Below are 16,675 nucleotides of genomic sequence, written 5' to 3' on the forward strand. Positions count from 1 at the left end.
CAAAGCAGCACCAATGCCATCATGCTGATTTTTATAAGCGGTAATTAAAGTTATGTGTCACTGTTTCATTCATCGCTTTTAATGTCCCAACTATACAAGCCTTGCTCTTTTTTGTCTTTTTTATATAAAAAAGCCCGTAAATTTCATTTGAAACTTACGGGCCTCTCAAGAATTAATCTTTTACGATATCTTCATTTTCAACACTGACTTTTACAGGTTTACCCAATAGATTAATCAACATAAATGATCGTTTTTCACCATCTGCTTCTTGGTAGATCGCTTCTATCCCCTTAAATTGCCCTTGCTTTAGCTGTAGGCACTCACCAGGAATAGGTAAACTAGAGAGCTTAGCTTGGTGATCTTCACAGTTTTCATTCATCATCAAACCATATACCAGCTCTTGCTGAACCATTTGCGGCCGGGCACCTTGTCGGATGAAATCAGCAACACCACGCGTAGAACGTACCGTTGTGTAGCTTAAATGTTCAGGGTCAAAATACACAAAAATATAGCTAGGAAAGAGGGGTTCACTGGTTTCAACTCGTTTACCACGCACAATTTTATTCACGCTAACTTGAGGGTAATAACATTCGACACCTTGCCTGTCCAAATTTATAACCGCACGCTCTTGCTCACTTCGCTTACAGTAAAGAAGGAACCAATCTTTCATAACAATCTCTGCAATCTACATACGCTGCATCAAATTATAATAATTCCCGCATAAAGAACAACTCAAAATATGTATCCATTTTGATGCTTTTGATTTCATCTCTCTTAAGATGTTACAAATGTAACAATAATGAATTATCAAAAATATCAACATATAACACCATATAAAAACAAAAACCAAGATTAATAATCCATATAATAATTGTTAGCAAGGATTATCTTTCATATAAGCTGGAGAGAACTTAGTTTCCACCTTTGTACAAATAAGCCACAACTCATTAAAAAACAACAAGTTACAATGTTGGGGTTATATTTCAAGATTGTGAAAACTTGCAGAGTAAAAGTTTGTGCTTTATAAAACTAGCAGCATTAGCAAACACATAAATAATAAAACATAGAGAATAATTATGAACAATCGTAGTAGCGGTGACTTATTAGGTCATCCAAAAGGTTTGTTTCTTCTGTTTGGTACCGAATTATGGGAACGTTTTTCATATTACGCCATGCGCGCAATTTTAGTTCTATACCTTACAGATAAAACCATCAACGGCGGCCTAGGATGGTCGACACAAGACGCGCTTAACCTATACGGCATCTACACCGGCCTTGTTTACATCACCCCTTTAATTGGTGGATGGATTGCTGATAACTTCTTAGGTCAACGACGTTCAATTATTATTGGTGGTGTATTAATGGCCTTAGGTCAATTTACACTGGCATTACCGCACAGCATGATTGACCCTAATGCAGTAACGGCATTCTATTTAGGCCTTGCGCTATTAATTGTAGGTAATGGTCTTTTCAAGCCAAATATTTCAACAATGGTTGGCGATCTTTACCAAGATGGCGATCATCGTCGTGACGGTGCATTCACTATTTTCTATATGGGAATCAACCTTGGTTCTTTATTAGCAGGTATTATTGCTGGTACTGCATCAATGAATTATGGCTGGAAAGCCGGGTTCCTTACCGCTGGTATTGGTATGGTTATCAGCTTAGTCACTCAACTTATTTTTGCTGAACGTATTCTTGGTAACATTGGTAAAGTACCCGCCGCTAAACGCGCTGCTGAAATGAATAAATCAGGTAAAAAAGAGCCATTAACCACACAAGAACGTGACCGACTAAAAGTCATCATGATTATGGGCTTGTTTGTTGTTATCTTCTGGGCTGGCTTTGAGCAGGCTGGCGGTTTGATGAACATCTTCTCACAACAATATACTGATCGCATGATTGGTAGTTTTGAAGTGCCAGCAGCTTGGTTCCAATCATTAAATCCATTCTTCGTTATTACATTAGCGCCGATCATTGCAGCACTTTGGGTGAAGATGGGTCCTAAAGAGCCGAACTCTCCAGTCAAATTCGCAATGGGCTTATTCTTCCTTGCAATCGGCTTTGTATTCATGATGGGCGCAGTAATGCAGCAAGGTGGCGACATCACAGTGAAAACATCAATGCTATGGTTAGTCGGTGCATATTTCTTCCATACACTTGGAGAGCTATGTCTATCACCTATTGGTCTATCCATGGTTACTAAGCTTGCGCCGCTACGTTTAGCATCATTAATGATGGGTACATGGTTTGGCTTCAATGCGGTTGCTAACTATGTCGCTGGTATTATTGGTTCATTAATGGGTGAATCAGGTCCAATGGCTATATTCAGCGGTATCGCAATTGCTGCAACAATTGCAGGTGTATTACTGCTTCTTTGCTCAAACCAACTTGTTCGTTGGATGCATGGTGCAGAAGGAAAAGCAGTTGAAGATGTGAATGGTAAAGCTGTAGAAGCATAATTCATAGTTTTTAGCTTAAACTAGGGCGAGTGTTAGAATCCCGATTCTTACTACTCGCCCTACTTCATTTCGTATAATGTCGATAGACGCTTTCTCTACCCCTTTCTCTATATCACTTATCACGTTTCCAGTCGCTTTAGTGTGACACTGAAACTTGCCGAACCTATTTCACTTAAAGATAATCTGCCACCAAAGTCTGATAATGATAAATGAATAGTGTCATTATTTATGGCACCTTGACCAAGCCATGGTTGTGCCATGATAGATGTTGTTTCTTCACTGGTTTGTAATACCGCGCCTAAGCCTGCAGAAATAACATTCAAGCTACGATCACAAGCACTAAATATTCCGAATAAACCTTTAATCGGCGAAGAATAGTCAGAATGCTTCATCCCCTTTTCAATTAGCTGAATAAGGTGATTTAAATTATTTTCATCTGCCATTCGAGTACGAATATAGTCATTAAACAGCGCACGTATAAGTAATGTGGTTGCTGTACCTTGCTCACTATCAGATGCCGAATCCACTAAGTAAAACGCTAACCGCCCATCCATTAACCACGTGTAATCGAGCAAAACAGGTTGCACGTCTATAGATTGAAGTACGCAATAATTAATCTGCCAATCACCAAATTTTGATTCAGTTTCGGGCATCAATCCAACTAATAACTCTCTGGCAATAGTTGGGTTGTCTTGCAATTCTTGAATATGCCATTCAAGCTCTTCATCAATAACGCTTTTATCTTCTCCAGCACCGAACCATTGGTTCGTGAAATCTCTGCCTTCTTCAGAAGAGTCTTGCGCCTTAAGCACAGATAAAAGAGACGCCTTTAATACCATGATATTATCGAGTGGCTTTATCAAAAAATCTTTGACACCATGCCGTAATGCCGTCGCAACATCTGCCATATCCCCCGTACCAGAGATAACAATGACTGGCACCATCGGATACTGCATCGATATTTCTTCGACAAATTCCATGCCTGACAAAATAGGCATCGCAAGATCGCATAACAATATATCAGGAATCACTTCACGTAATGCTTGAAGCCCTTTTAATCCATCCTCTGCTTCACGCACCATGCATCCTTGGCTCTTTAGAAAGCCACAGATCATGTGCCGAAAAACGGGGTCATCCTCAACAACGAGTACATCTTTCCCCTCAAGCAATGAGAGTATCCTCCACAGAACAGCATCAAGTAGCATGAAATTCAATCAACTCAATGAGTTTAGATTAACTGCAGCTTAATCAAATGCCTATATCAATAATAAAGTACATTAGGGTGGTAAGGTTATTAATCTTCCTATCAGAAGCATAGGATGAAAATACCCATTCGTCAGGAAGGGAAGATAAAGAACAGTAAAAAGTACTCATTTCTGCAGACTACATCAAAAAAACAGACATTTTTATAAAAATTAATCATCAACTTAAGAGCATAAAAACGCTCACCTGCAATTTAAATTAAAAACTTTAAGATAAGCATCATATTTTTAAACATTTTGTTATACAATTCCTTGTAATGAGTTTTCAAAAATGATCCCATATGAAACTTGATGATTTGAATTTATTCCGCATGGTAGTCGAGAATGGCAGCTACACAGGTGCCTCTCGTAAAACACAAGTGCCGGTAGCAACTCTGACCCGTCGTATTCAAGCTCTAGAAGAATGTTTGAATCTTCGATTACTCAACCGTCACGCTCGTAAACTGTCATTAACAGAAGCTGGACAAAAGTTTTATGATGATTGTGCCCCCTTACTTCAACAGCTTGTTGATACGACGGAGCACATTAGTGAAGAATGTAAAGGCGCTGCTGGTAAGTTAAAAATAGCTGCACCGTCTAATTTAACGAAAGTGCTACTGCAGCCAATGTTGAATGCATTTATGCTAAAGCACCCAGCTATCAGCATTGAATTACATATGAGTAGTGAGCCCGAACAGTTAGATCCAACTGATTGGGATATTATGTTTAGAGTTGGTCCACAGCGTGATTCTACGCTTATCGCCCGCCGTATTAGCGCAGTAAAAGATATTCTGGTTGCGAGCCCTACCTATCTCAAAAACAATCCAGAACCTAAACATGCTCAAGACCTTCATGATCATACCTTGCTAAAAGGCAATCCACTGCTTCGTTGGCGTATCTCAGATCATAATGGTGATACCGTTGCTATCAATGAACGTGGTCTCTTTGAAGCTAATCAGCTTGATGTCGTTCGTAAGGCATGCTGCGCAGGTTTAGGTATTACACTCATGCCAGATGTAATGCTAGAGCAATACATTGAGTCTGGCGAGCTTGTACGCATTCTGAATAACTGGTCAGCGAACCCTCGTGAAGTTTATCTTCTTTACAACCATCGAGATTACCAACCAGAAAAGCTTCGTCTATTCATTGAATTTGCAAGCGACTTTTATGCATTAAGCTAACTATAATTCTTAGTTTAATTCAAAAAATAGGTTAATGTTGTCTAGTCCTAAATAGGTTGACGCTTTTATGAAGCCAGTTGGTATTGCCAATTGGCTTTTTTATTCCTTGAATAACGCCATTCCTTGCTAACTTCCCAATCTCCGACTAAATGTTAATAGTAGTGAAATGCGCAACTTTGCCTTTCAACATCGAATATCTAACGATAGTTATGTGCTCGGCTGGCACTTTTTAACGAGGAAACGTTATGATTTTGGGACATTTATTTGGAATTTACACCCACCCTAAACAAGAGTGGCGCACAATTGACAAGGAACATGAGGGAGTTACAAAAAGTCTCAGTCACATTCTTATTATTGCCACTTTACCGCCTCTATTTGCGTTTATTTCTAGTGTGTTTATTGGTTGGAAAATAGGTGTTGGTCAACCTATCTACTTAACCCAAGCAAGTGCACTTAGCATGTCGATTGCTATGTATTTCGCATTAGTTGTGGGGGTGTTTGCACTCGCCTATTTATCGTATTGGATGAGCCATACCTTTGGTTCTACACCAAGCTATACACAAGCACTTGAGCTTGCAGCCTATACTGCCACACCACTGTTTATGATCAGTATCGCTGCCTTATATCCGCACATCTGGTTTCTAATGATTGCTGGTTTGCTGGGTATTGCTTACTCGGTGTACCTTTTATATACAGGTGTACCAATTCTTATGCACATACCAGAAGAGCGTGGATTCATTTATTCCAGTTCGATTGTAACCTGTGGTTTGGTTTTATTAGTATCAATTTTAGCTGGCTCTGTGATCCTATGGGAATACGGTTTAGGCCCACAATTTAGCCATTAAAGGCCTCCATTCAAACGGCAAGCTAAATTCTACAGACAAAAAAGCGAAGCTCTTGGCTTCGCTTTTTTTATTTCAAACTTTTTTATATATCAAGCTTGATCACTCAGCGCTAATTAAACGCCTTCGTTATGAAGCTCTAGATTAGCAAGATCTTGCTGAATTTCACGTTGAGTTTTAGAGTCTTCATTACGTAACGAATCTAAGAACTCAAGGTACTGTTGATCAATATCACCCGTTACATAACTGCCATTAAATACCGACGTTTCGAATAATTTAATATCAGGATTCCCTTCAGCTACCGCTGCCACTAAGTCTTCCAGATCTTGGAAAATAAGGCCATCAGCACCAATCATTTTACTGATTTCGTCAACTTCGCGACCATGGGCGATTAACTCATTTGCCGATGGCATATCAATACCATATACATTAGGGAAACGTACTTCTGGTGCAGCTGATGCTAAGTACACTTTGTTGGCCCCTGCATCACGTGCCATTTCAATGATCTGTTCAGATGTTGTACCACGAACAATAGAATCATCGACTAATAGTACATTCTTGCCTTTAAATTCAGAACGGATCGCATTCAATTTACGACGAACTGATTTACGGCGCATTTGCTGACCAGGCATGATAAATGTGCGGCCAACATAACGGTTCTTCACAAAACCCTGACGATAAGGTTTGTCGATTGTACGTGCGATTTCTAATGCACTGTCGCATGATGTTTCTGGAATAGGAATAACAACATCAATATCCAGATCATCCCACTCGCGCTTGATTTTCTCACCCAATTTCTGTCCCATGCACACTCGTGCACTATAAACTGAGACTTTATCCATGAATGAATCTGGACGAGCAAAATAGACGAACTCAAAAATACACGGATTTAATACAGGGTTATCAGCACATTGCTCAGTATATAATTGACCATCAAAAGTAACATATACGGCTTCGCCAGGCGCAACATCACGCATGAAATCAAAACCTACTGCATCAAGTGCAACAGATTCAGAAGCAACCATATATTCTGTTGAACCATCAATGTCACGCTTACCAATACATAAAGGACGAATGCCGTGTGGGTCACGAAATGCAATTAAACCGTGGCTAATCACCATAGCAACAACCGCATATGCACCTTTTACATGTCGATGAACTTCACGTACCGCAGTGAAAATATCTTCAGGTTTCAAAGGGTAAGAGTTAGACAGTTCGAGTTGATTTGCCAATACATTCAACAGAATTTCAGAATCTGATGTTGTATTAACATGACGACGTGCATGGGTAAATAAAGATTCTTTAACTTCAGCAGCATTTGTTAAATTACCATTATGTGCCAAAGAAATACCGTAAGGTGAATTCACATAAAATGGTTGAGCTTCTGAAGCACTAGAACTTCCTGCTGTTGGGTAACGTACATGACCAATACCCACATTCCCTTGAAGACGCTGCATGTGTCTAGCTTCAAACACATCACGAACAAGTCCATTCGCTTTTCGCAGACGGAAACGATTGCTTTCCAGAGTAACAATACCGGCAGCATCTTGACCACGGTGTTGCAACACGGTCAGTGCATCATAGATAGACTGGTTTACTAGGGTAGACCCCACGATTCCGACAATACCACACATGTCCTAAATCCTCGTCACGCATTAAATATCAGATTGTGCGCAGCAATAGCATAAGTAACACTGTTGCCACATACAATTGATAAGAAGCCGACGCTACAGTGCGCCGGGTAAAAAACTTGATGTATCTTTGATATATGAAAAGAACCATTCAATCACCATACCAAACTGAGGAATCAGTTCTGACGCTTTCCACCAATCAGCACTTGAAAATCCAGTAAAGGTATCAATGAAAAATAGTATGGCAGATACAATGAGTACCCCTCTCACACCACCAAATACAACGCCGAGTACACGGTCTGTACCAGACAAACCTGTTTTCTGTACGAGTTGCCCAATAACGTAGTTCACTACCGCGCCAACAACCAGCGTTGAAATGAACAGGACAGCAATCGCACTACCATTTCGCAACGTGTCGTCCTGAATATTGGTAAAGTAAGCCGCCAACTGATTATAGAAGTTGCTTGCAATGAAAAAGGCAGCAAACCAAATAACTAACGATAAAGCTTCTTTAACAAATCCACGGATCAAACTGACCAGTGCAGAGAAGCCAATCACACCTAAAATTACGTAATCTATCCAGATCATCATTTATATATATCGTCTTGTTGATGCGTATTCTAACAGAAAAAATGAGAACGCAAACGTTTACCTAAGGATTTAATGGGTTAAATCTAACCAATTGGCCTTTTAATCCGGTTAATTTTTCCAATTGAACAGCTTGGTCAGAAAGTTTATCTTTCGAGACATCAGGACCAACAACGACTCTTGCCAAGTCACCCGATTTTGGTTGTTTAGGAAATACATGCGCTTGAAATCCCGCTTTGCGTAAATCAGCCACCAGCCTATGCGCGTTCTCAAAATTACGGAAAACGCCAAGCTGTACAACCCAACCACTGTTTACATTGTTTGTCTTTGGTAGCTCAACGGGCTGTGGTTTCACCGCTAAAGGTTCAGCACTTTTTACCACAGCAGCCATTTTTGAATCAGACGTAAGTTTAAACCCTTCGTCACCAATAACGGCCGATACCGGTTCTTGCGGCAGTATAACATCTTCAAATTCAGGTTCAGGAATAACAGCGTATTCCTCCTGATCTGCAATGTCAGGCTGTAAAGGAATACTGGCAAATTGCTCTTGGTAATGCTCTTTTTTTCCATCAAATAAATCAGGTAAAAAAATCACACCAATAGCAACTAAAACAATGGTACCAATCAGACGATTTTGAAATTTACTCGCCACATATACTCCTGTTTATTCTGGGGCTAATCGCAAAAAAATTTCTGCGAAAATGTCTCTGTTCATTAATCACAAAGAGACTAACGATGAGAGAGATAACTCGATACTTGACCGACAGTGTAAAACGAGCCAAAGACGATTACCACATCGTCTGATGCTGCTTGTGTTAAGGCTGCGTCAAATGCCAACTCTGGAGAGGCAAAGCCTGTTACATCGATTGATAAGTGGCTGATAATCTCATCGGCTTTCGCAGCACGCGGACCTTCCAAAGATGCGGGATACCACATATCAACAATGCCTTTCATCTCATCTATTGTTGCAGCAATATCTTTATCGTGCAGCATCGCCACAACCGCATGAATACGCGTTTTGTTTTCGCGTAATTTTAACTGCGTTAATTGTGATGAAAAGTACTCAGCTGAATGAGGATTATGTGCCACATCCATCAACACTAGTGGTGACTCACTCACCCGTTCCATACGGCCAGGCAACGATACTTTAGCCAAGCCTGCTGCGATATTCTTATCACTAATCTCAAGCTCTGCAGTACCCAGCGCCATTAGTGCTGTCGCGGCATTAGGAAGTGGTAATGCTGGTATAGGTAAATCTGTTAAATCAAATGCCCCACAATTCCAGCTCCAAGTATCTCCTTGCTGCTCATAGCTGAACTGGTAACCAACCTGATAAAGCTCAGCCCCAATATCATCGGCGTGAGCTGGCACGCTTGCAGGAGGGTTAGGTTGCCCACAAATCGCTGGCTTTTCAGAACGGAAGATACCCGCCTTTTCAAAACCAATAACTTCAATATCATCACCAAGCCAATCAACATGATCAACAGCTAGGCTGGTAATAACAGAAACATCGTGATCGACAACATTAGTTGCATCTAGTCGTCCACCTAAGCCAACTTCTAGAATCACTACATCAACACGCTGCTGCTTAAATAAATGCAGTGCGGCTAATGTTCCAAATTCAAATAAACTTAAACTGATGTCACCACGGGCTTGTTCGATATGAGCAAAGGCAGCACTGTGGTAACTGTCATCAAGTTCTTGTCCATTAATACGAACACGTTCGTTGTAACGAATAAGGTGAGGTGAACTGTAAACCCCTACCTTGTAGCCCGCATCAATCAATATCGCTTCAAGAATGGCGCAGGTAGACCCTTTCCCGTTCGTTCCCGCAACGGTAATAACCCGCCCTGCTGGTTTGATCAATTGCTCTTTTTGAGCGACAGCAAACGCACGATCTAACCCTAGATCAATCGCGCTGGTATGAAGTTTTTCTAAATAGGTCAGCCATGAAGGCAAAGAGGCTGTGGCATGTGGTGCAGTCAATCCAGACATTGGTGATATATTCACTTATTGATACCCATTGGAGCGTCTAATCTAACACTGAACTGTCGTTAAATTAATCCAAACAAACTAATAAATTGTTACTGCTAGCATTTTGAAACATTTTCTGATTAAAAAGCCTCAAATTATTGATATAAAAAAGCGCCTGTTGAATACATTCAACAGGCGCTTTCTATTCAATACTAAACAATTTTCGAACAACAAGAATAAACGAATGGCTTATTCTTGTTCTTTTGCTTGCTCTGGTGCACTTTCTTCCAGTTTAGGTTGTTCAATAGGCACAACTAAAGGTGAAGAATGGTTGGTCATTTTAGCAACAAGACCACCAATACGCTGGCGCATTTCACGACGGTTAACAATCATATCAATTGCACCATGCTCAAGCAGGAATTCACTACGCTGGAAACCTTCAGGAAGTTTTTCACGTACTGTTTGCTCAATAACGCGTTGGCCAGCAAAACCAATCAATGCTTTTGGCTCACCGATATTAATATCACCTAACATTGCAAGGCTAGCTGATACGCCGCCCATTGTTGGGTCTGTCAATACGGAAATAAACGGCAAACCTTTTGCAGATAAACGCTCTAATGCTGCACTCGTTTTCGCCATTTGCATCAGTGACGTCAAGGCTTCTTGCATGCGTGCACCGCCACTGGCAGAAAAACACACTAATCCACAATTGCTTTCGATGGCTTCATTAACAGCACGAACAAACTTAGCACCAACAACGGAGCCCATAGAGCCGCCCATGAAAGAGAACTCAAATGCACAAGCAACAATCGGTTGCTCTAGCAATGTACCTTTCATTACGATAAGTGCGTCTTTTTCACCACTTGATTTTTGAGCGGCAGAAATACGATCTTTATATTTCTTAGAATCACGGAATTTTAATATGTCTTTTGGCTCTAGCTCTGCAGCCAACTCCACTTGACTCTCCGTATCAAGAAACGTTTCAAGACGACGACGAGCTTTCATTCGCATATGATGATCGCACTTTGGACAAACTTCTAGGTTACGTTCCAGATCGGCGTGATAAAGCACTTGCTCGCACGAAGTACATTTAGTCCAAACCCCTTCAGGGATTGACACTTTACGAGAAGAGACAATATTGCTTTTAGTTAGAATCTTTTCAAGCCAGCTCATGAATGACCTTTAATTTAATTCCCCCGCTTATTTTACGCCGAGGATACAAATTCAATAATTATAAGAGGGGAATTAAAGCACAAAGTTGCCAGTCTGTAGATAAAAAACTGGTTGTACCTTATGCGAGATCCCAAAAATACAGTACTTAATTCAAAAAAACATGCACTGCTCTATCAACAATACGGACGATGCTAACCTGTAATCCAGTAATAATATTCGTCTAAAAACGGTTAGTCTGGCAGGAAAATAGGCCCTAATGGCGAACTTGGTAAACCAAATTCTTCAGGATAATCAACGGCAACCAAGTATAATCCAGCAGCTTTTGCCGTTTCACCCGCCACACGACGATCTTTTTGTTCCAGTACCCACTTCATCCATTCGGGTGTTTCTTGACCACGACCAACGCGAATTAAACTACCCGCAATATTACGTACCATATGATGGACAAAAGCATTCGCTTTGATATCAATGATGACGAAATCACCCTGACGGCTGACATTTACATGCTTCATCGCACGCCATGGGCTACGAGATTGGCACTGGCTCGCACGTACTGACGTAAAATCATGCTCCCCAACTAAGTACTGTGCAGCTTCGTGCATTTTCTTTTCATCTAAATGCCCATGGTAATGGCTAACACCAACACCAAAAATAGCGGGACGTAGTGCATTATTATAGATGATATAACGATAGCGACGTGCTGTTGCACTAAAGCGGGCATGAAAATCATCACTCACTTGCGTTGCCCAACGAACGGAAATATCACGAGGTAAATGCGCATTAACACCAATCGTCCATGCTACCATTTGACGGTCAACATCAACATCGAAGTGAACAACTTGCCCCGTGCCGTGAACACCTGTATCAGTTCGCCCTGCACAAAATACGGCAATCGGTTTATTTGCGATATGCGATAGCGCCTTTTCTAAGCGTTCTTGTACGCTATCTACATCGACTTGACGTTGCCAACCACAGTACTTTGCACCGTCATACTCAATACCTAAAGCTATTCGCATAATTAAATTCGTTCTCAGAGCGGCGCATGGCCAATTTCAAAGGAAGGGATTATAAGGAATAGAGTGTAGGAAAAGAAGCCCCTTAGACGCTTGATAGCTCGCCTAAGGGGATATTAAAGGGTTAACGCTTGTATTGTGTTAATAATTTCGTTGCTTCACGCTGACTTACTGAGTCACCTTTTTGGGCAACTTCTTCAAGTAGACCTATTGCGCCTTCAGCATCATTCATTTCTAAATAGGCTTTTGCGAGATCCAATTTACTTGAATATTCACCATGACTATCAACATCGTAAGATTCTATGCCAGCAAGTACATCAGGGAACTCATCCAATCCTACCTCAAGGTTTAGCGGCTCTGTATCTAAATCAACAGGGTTAGTGAGTTCTTCTTCTTTCATTAGCTCATCAATGCTGATGTAAGGAGAAGCGAGCGGTTCTTCTTCATCCAGTAAAACACTGGCTGGCTCTGCAAACGTTAAAGCAGGCTCTTCGCTTTCTTCAATTAATGATTCAGGATCAACCGAGGTGACATCTTCAACTTGCATCTCGGGCTGAATAGACCAATCTTCACTTTCCAGTTCAGGTTCAGGTGTTGAGCCAGCCCAAACAGCAGCGTCTTCTTCTGGTACAGATAAATCAATAGCATCATTTTCAATCATGTCGCTATTCATGAAATCAAGACTATTAAAATCTAGATCTTGCTCAGTGTTACCTAACGGCTCATCAAATAATAATCCATCACGTTCTGCGGCTTCAATTTCTTGATTTACACTTACCTTTGCATCCTCTTTGGTATGCTCTGGCACTATCGGATCATCAAGTTCAACGTCGGATTTTTGTGGGCTCTGTTCCTTATCTTCAGCTAGCTGTTCAGCGATGACTTGTTCACCCATAGCTGATTCATGCATAGCTTGTTCACCCAACGTTTCTGTAAACATCGCTTCTGTAAACGTAGCTGCAGGTTCAGTAAGCAGTGCTTCCATGTCTAACCCTGCTGAATCGACAAAATCTTCATCGAACATATCAGCGGCGGGTTCTTGAAAGCGCGCATTCACTTGGGAGTCAGTCGCGCTCTGTGGAGCTGTTTGTGTAACGGGAGACTTAGCCTTAAGGCCTTGTTCTAATTCGTACTGTTCAAGCTCATTCTGTTCTTCAAGCGATGCTTGCAATGCATCATCTTCACTGAATTCAGGCAGTGTAGTTGGATCAATCGCTTCAAATGCAGGTTCATGCTCATGCTCATGCTCATGCTCATGCTCAAAGGATGTTTCAGCTCGTGGCGGTTGAGCAACGTTATTACCGTAAGATTCAGAGGCTTCTACCGCTTGTTGCAAATTTTTAACAACGTTATCGAGCGCAATGCGTTCATCATCTTCTGATAATAATGAAAGATCCTCTTCTAATGTATCAGCTTCAGGATCATTGAAGGCGGTATCTTCATCAAACTCAGGTAACTCCTCAACAGAGAGCGATTCCCCTATCTGAGAACCAATAGGATTTGAATCTTTAGCAGGTGATCTTTCGTCTAATTCAGATAATGCCGCTTCTTCATCAAAAATAGGAAAATCATCTAAATCGACAATTGGCTGTTCTTCGCTTTGATTTTCATTTTCATTTTCATTTTCAGCAACAAGAGCTTCTGCTGCATCTAGCTCTTCAAGTAAATCGGAAACACTACGCTCAATGGTTTCAACATCTTTATCTTCAGACTCTTCAGCATCTATTTCATTGATCACATGGTCAATATCGCTAAGCAATGTATCAATATCGTCGGCGGATTCTTCTGTGGATGACTTATCTGTAGTCGACTCCAAAACTGTTTTTTCTGGCGCTATTTTTGCCACATCATCTGGATGCAATGCTTCATTTAAAATGGCATCAAATGTTGCAGCTTCTGATTCTGGAAAATCAGCATCAGGCTTATTGGTTACTTCTTCTTTGCCTAAACCTTGCTGCTCTTGTAAAGGTGTTGATAATGCATTTTCAAACTCAGGATCACTGAACTCATCCTGAATACTATCATCGAGCAAGTTAGGCTCAGTAAGGTGACCAGCGGCAACCTTATCGTCAGCATCTATTACGTGATTTTTGTGTTCAAGGATTTCATCGAGTAAGTCTGTGCTATTTTCATCGATGATCAGCTGGTCAAGTTCAGTATTATCTTCTAATTCTTCTTCATAAAAAGAATTGGCGTCGATATCAGTATCATCATCTGTATCTACTTCAGCATCACCAATTAATTCATCAAGTAAGGCGGTGCTATTTTCATCAATTTCAATTGTTGACGTTAATTCTGCGTCGTCAGCACTGCCGTCTGATAACAACTCGTCGAGTAATGCCGTACTATTTTCTTCAATTTCGATATCACTGCTAAATTCATCATCTTCAACAATATCATCAAGTAATGCAGTACTTCCTTCTTCAAATATCAACTCATCAATGACATCTGCTTCAGAGTTCAAATCAAAATCAGTTTGTTGAGCTGTGCTTTCTTCTGCTACATCATTTTCTTGTGCTGAAAAATAGTCACTTTCAGTAACCACCGCCGGATTAAACATGGCTTCAGCGTCAGCAAGCGCTTGATCAACCGCAGCTTGTTCAGCGTCATCACTGTTACCATTTTCTGATGATAAATCAGTATCTGAACTATCAAACGAATCGAATAATGCATCCAATTCACTTTGATCAACAACTTCCTCAGCATTGGATGCTGCACTTTCTTCTATATTCGCTTCTAGCGTTTCTGAAAACGCAGTCGTATTATTCTTTGTATCTTCGTTTTCATTTTCTGCTTCAACTTCCGCTAGTAGATCATCAAGAATAGACTGATCTAACAGACCATCCTCAATACTATTACTGCTCATCAAATCAGAATCAAATTCATTGTCGGCATCATCAGATAAATCAAAGTCTGGCTCATCATCCGCTTGCTCTTGCAGTGATTTCTCCCACATTGCGGCAAGTGCTTCATCTGAACTTAGCTCTGAAGATGGCTCCATTTGATCGAGAGCACGCTCCATATCTTCAAGACCAATCGCCTGATCATCGCCTTTAACTGAAATACTGCGCGATGAAAGCCCACTATTGCTATCAAGATCTAAACCAAACTCATCATCCAGATCAGAAGATAAATCTAAACTTGCCGTATCATCTAGCATTTCGCTGGATGCAGGATTCGTATCATTATCAAACAAACTTTCTTCAGGGTTGCCAAACAGAGAATCATCGGAAGCAAATAGATCATCAATATCCTGATCTTCACTTAACATTAAATCAGATTCATTATCTGTGGTATCTGCCATTAATGGCGCAGGTGCAATCGGTAATTCTTTGCCTTCCTGATTTTCTAATGATTTAATATCTGAATCTTCGTCATCCTTACGACGACGTAACATGAAGAATGCTATCGCGCCCGCAATCAAACCTCCAGGAATCAACCCTGCCGCAGCCAACAACCAAGGATTAGAAATAAATTGATCAAACCATGACGGTTCCGTGTCTGTTGTTTGTACTTGAGCCTGTTCTTTTTGCTGCTCAAGGAAGCCTATAATCTCACCACGTAATGCTTCATCGTCGGTGATTTGGTCTTTTAGTGCCGAAACTTCATATTGCATTTCAGATAAACGAACACGAAGCAAATGGTTACTTTCTAACAGCTTAGTCATCTGTTCATCAGAAGCATCAAGCTGTTCCTGTAACTCTGTCGGTTCAGGTTTCGGGGGTATCACTGCCCGTTCTGATGTGCTTTTTTGCGATGCACTGGCTTTTGATATGCTTTGTTGCGATGTAGAGCGGGCTTTCAGTGGCGTAACCGATTCCACGATTGCTTTTTCAGGTTTTGCAATTGGTGTCGCGACAACTTGAGCGGTTGATTGCGTCGACGGTTTTACCGCTCTAGAGGTTCCAGATGTCGTCGAAGCTGATCGTGTTTGGCGACGTTGATCTGCCTCTAAACGACGCTTAACACTTGCAACGTCTTCACGTTGAATTTGCGCCATTGTAGGCATGCGTAACTGGCTACCAGGTTCTAACCCGTGGATATTGTTATTTTCAAAAGATTGCGGGTTTGCACGATGAATAGCGCCAATTACTTGGTAAATAGAAACTGAATTGTTCGGACGATAACGAGAGGCGATACCCCATAACGTCTCATTGGCTATTGTAGGGCCATAGAGACTATTCGCTTGATTATTCGCTAACGAGGAATAGCTATTTGCCCCCCCAGTATCACGATAACGATCGGAAATAGTAAACGGCTGATCATCATCAGATGGGCCAATGATACGTACTGTATTCGCTTGCACCGGTAGTTGAAAAACTGTTGTTACGAAGGCAACCGGTAAAATGAAGCGTGTTACGAATTTAGGTAGGTTAGGCACTGCCCGCTATCCTCTCTGGCAGGGTATGAAATTGAAAGCTATTTCTAATAATTAAAGCAAAAGCTTTCATCCAAATTTCTATCGGCATTTCAAAAAATAACTGAAGTCGATTTTAACGATTGTTGCTTGTACACAACGAATGTCAAGACAGTCAAAGCGCTTTTACCTAAAGGATCATGAAAATGAAGT

At 41.0% G+C, this 16,675-nt stretch carries 12 protein-coding genes; 3 read left to right on the forward strand and 9 right to left on the reverse strand.

Annotation, left to right across the window (positions count from 1 at the left end; genetic code table 11):
- Nucleotides 1–172: 172 nt before the first annotated feature.
- The gene (gene rfaH / locus C9J47_RS13260; RefSeq protein ID WP_006232979.1) at nucleotides 173–670 is read right to left on the reverse strand and encodes a transcription/translation regulatory transformer protein RfaH; all 498 of its coding nucleotides are present in this window, start codon (nucleotides 668–670) and stop codon (nucleotides 173–175) included.
- Nucleotides 671–1,076: 406 nt separating this feature from the next.
- Here rfaH and C9J47_RS13265 point away from each other — a divergent pair, with 406 nt between their 5' ends.
- Nucleotides 1,077–2,462 carry a peptide MFS transporter gene (locus C9J47_RS13265; RefSeq protein WP_107253963.1) on the forward strand — a complete coding sequence of 462 codons (1,386 nt, stop codon included), beginning with the start codon at nucleotides 1,077–1,079 and terminating at the stop codon, nucleotides 2,460–2,462.
- Between the two features lie 119 nt (nucleotides 2,463–2,581).
- Here C9J47_RS13265 and C9J47_RS13270 read toward each other — a convergent pair whose 3' ends face one another.
- Nucleotides 2,582–3,631, reverse strand: a complete 1,050-nt coding sequence (locus tag C9J47_RS13270; RefSeq protein ID WP_107253964.1) for a response regulator — start codon at nucleotides 3,629–3,631, stop codon at nucleotides 2,582–2,584.
- Between the two features lie 374 nt (nucleotides 3,632–4,005).
- On the opposite strand from C9J47_RS13270, the gene C9J47_RS13275 reads away from it, so the two are divergent.
- A complete protein-coding gene (locus tag C9J47_RS13275) occupies nucleotides 4,006–4,884 on the forward strand; it encodes a LysR family transcriptional regulator (RefSeq protein WP_107253965.1) in 879 nt (292 codons plus the stop codon).
- 245 nt (nucleotides 4,885–5,129) lie between these two features.
- Nucleotides 5,130–5,729 (forward strand): Yip1 family protein, encoded by a 600-nt coding sequence (locus tag C9J47_RS13280; RefSeq protein WP_107253966.1) that lies wholly within the window; start codon nucleotides 5,130–5,132, stop codon nucleotides 5,727–5,729.
- Between the two features lie 113 nt (nucleotides 5,730–5,842).
- On the opposite strand, the gene purF is transcribed toward C9J47_RS13280, so the two are convergent.
- From purF to C9J47_RS13315, 7 genes are all read right to left on the reverse strand, one after another.
- Nucleotides 5,843–7,360 carry an amidophosphoribosyltransferase gene (gene purF / locus C9J47_RS13285; RefSeq protein WP_107253967.1) on the reverse strand — a complete coding sequence of 506 codons (1,518 nt, stop codon included), beginning with the start codon at nucleotides 7,358–7,360 and terminating at the stop codon, nucleotides 5,843–5,845.
- 93 nt (nucleotides 7,361–7,453) lie between these two features.
- Nucleotides 7,454–7,945, reverse strand: a complete 492-nt coding sequence (locus C9J47_RS13290; protein WP_107241473.1) for a CvpA family protein — start codon at nucleotides 7,943–7,945, stop codon at nucleotides 7,454–7,456.
- Nucleotides 7,946–8,009: 64 nt separating this feature from the next.
- On the reverse strand, nucleotides 8,010–8,597 hold the full coding sequence (locus tag C9J47_RS13295; RefSeq protein ID WP_107253968.1) for an SPOR domain-containing protein: 588 nt from the start codon (nucleotides 8,595–8,597) through the stop codon (nucleotides 8,010–8,012).
- A 77-nt stretch (nucleotides 8,598–8,674) separates the two neighbouring features.
- A complete protein-coding gene (folC, locus tag C9J47_RS13300) occupies nucleotides 8,675–9,940 on the reverse strand; it encodes a bifunctional tetrahydrofolate synthase/dihydrofolate synthase (protein ID WP_107253969.1) in 1,266 nt (421 codons plus the stop codon).
- Nucleotides 9,941–10,168: 228 nt separating this feature from the next.
- Nucleotides 10,169–11,092, reverse strand: coding sequence for an acetyl-CoA carboxylase, carboxyltransferase subunit beta (accD, locus tag C9J47_RS13305; protein ID WP_107253970.1), 924 nt, complete (start codon nucleotides 11,090–11,092; stop codon nucleotides 10,169–10,171).
- A 230-nt stretch (nucleotides 11,093–11,322) separates the two neighbouring features.
- Nucleotides 11,323–12,108: a tRNA pseudouridine(38-40) synthase TruA gene (truA, locus tag C9J47_RS13310; protein WP_107253971.1), complete on the reverse strand. Its 786-nt coding sequence runs from the start codon at nucleotides 12,106–12,108 to the stop codon at nucleotides 11,323–11,325.
- 121 nt (nucleotides 12,109–12,229) lie between these two features.
- Nucleotides 12,230–16,486 (reverse strand): FimV/HubP family polar landmark protein, encoded by a 4,257-nt coding sequence (locus tag C9J47_RS13315; protein WP_107253972.1) that lies wholly within the window; start codon nucleotides 16,484–16,486, stop codon nucleotides 12,230–12,232.
- Between the last annotated feature and the right edge of the window lie 189 nt (nucleotides 16,487–16,675).

Origin of the sequence: Photobacterium indicum (genome assembly GCF_003026215.1) — a bacterium.
Classification (GTDB): domain Bacteria; phylum Pseudomonadota; class Gammaproteobacteria; order Enterobacterales; family Vibrionaceae; genus Photobacterium; species Photobacterium indicum.

Excerpts from the sequence above, each read along its gene's own strand:
- rfaH (WP_006232979.1), bottom strand. The coding sequence starts at position 670 with ATGAAAGATTGGTTCCTTCTTTACTGTAAGCGAAGTGAGCAAGAGCGT.
- purF (WP_107253967.1), bottom strand. The coding sequence starts at position 7,360 with ATGTGTGGTATTGTCGGAATCGTGGGGTCTACCCTAGTAAACCAGTCT.
- accD (WP_107253970.1), bottom strand. The coding sequence starts at position 11,092 with ATGAGCTGGCTTGAAAAGATTCTAACTAAAAGCAATATTGTCTCTTCT.
- C9J47_RS13290 (WP_107241473.1), bottom strand. The coding sequence starts at position 7,945 with ATGATCTGGATAGATTACGTAATTTTAGGTGTGATTGGCTTCTCTGCA.
- C9J47_RS13265 (WP_107253963.1), top strand. The coding sequence starts at position 1,077 with ATGAACAATCGTAGTAGCGGTGACTTATTAGGTCATCCAAAAGGTTTG.
- folC (WP_107253969.1), bottom strand. The coding sequence starts at position 9,940 with ATGTCTGGATTGACTGCACCACATGCCACAGCCTCTTTGCCTTCATGG.
- C9J47_RS13280 (WP_107253966.1), top strand. The coding sequence starts at position 5,130 with ATGATTTTGGGACATTTATTTGGAATTTACACCCACCCTAAACAAGAG.
- C9J47_RS13275 (WP_107253965.1), top strand. The coding sequence starts at position 4,006 with ATGAAACTTGATGATTTGAATTTATTCCGCATGGTAGTCGAGAATGGC.
- truA (WP_107253971.1), bottom strand. The coding sequence starts at position 12,108 with ATGCGAATAGCTTTAGGTATTGAGTATGACGGTGCAAAGTACTGTGGT.